General features: G+C 74.9%; 1 protein-coding gene. It reads right to left on the bottom strand.

Annotation, left to right across the window (positions count from 1 at the left end; translation table 11 throughout):
• A partial coding sequence (locus ACAG20_RS21090; RefSeq protein WP_370494008.1) for a hypothetical protein occupies positions 1 to 323 on the bottom strand: 323 nt, incomplete at both ends.

Here is a 323-nt window from a genome sequence, read left to right as displayed (position 1 = left end):
GGCCCCATCAGCACCCGCCGACGAGCCGGCACCACCGCTACCACCGGCGCCACCGTTGGCCAGCGCACCACCGTCACCGCCGTTACCGCCGGTCGTGTGCGCCGCGGTACCGGTAGCACCCTGGCCGCCGTCGCCGGCCTTACCAGCGTCACCACCATCACCGGCACCGCCACCGGTGCCCTGGTTGCCGGCACTGCCGTTGGTGGCCGAACCGCCGGCACCGCCGGCACCACCATCGCCACCCTTGCCACCGGAGCCCGCAGCACCACCGGTGCCGCCGTGACCGTCACCGCCGTCGGCAAACGTCCCGGCCACACCGGTCG

This window comes from Mycobacterium sp. pW045 (genome assembly GCF_041287085.1).
GTDB lineage: Bacteria > Actinomycetota > Actinomycetes > Mycobacteriales > Mycobacteriaceae > Mycobacterium > Mycobacterium algericum_A.
This window is presented reverse-complemented; position numbering and strand designations above follow the sequence as displayed.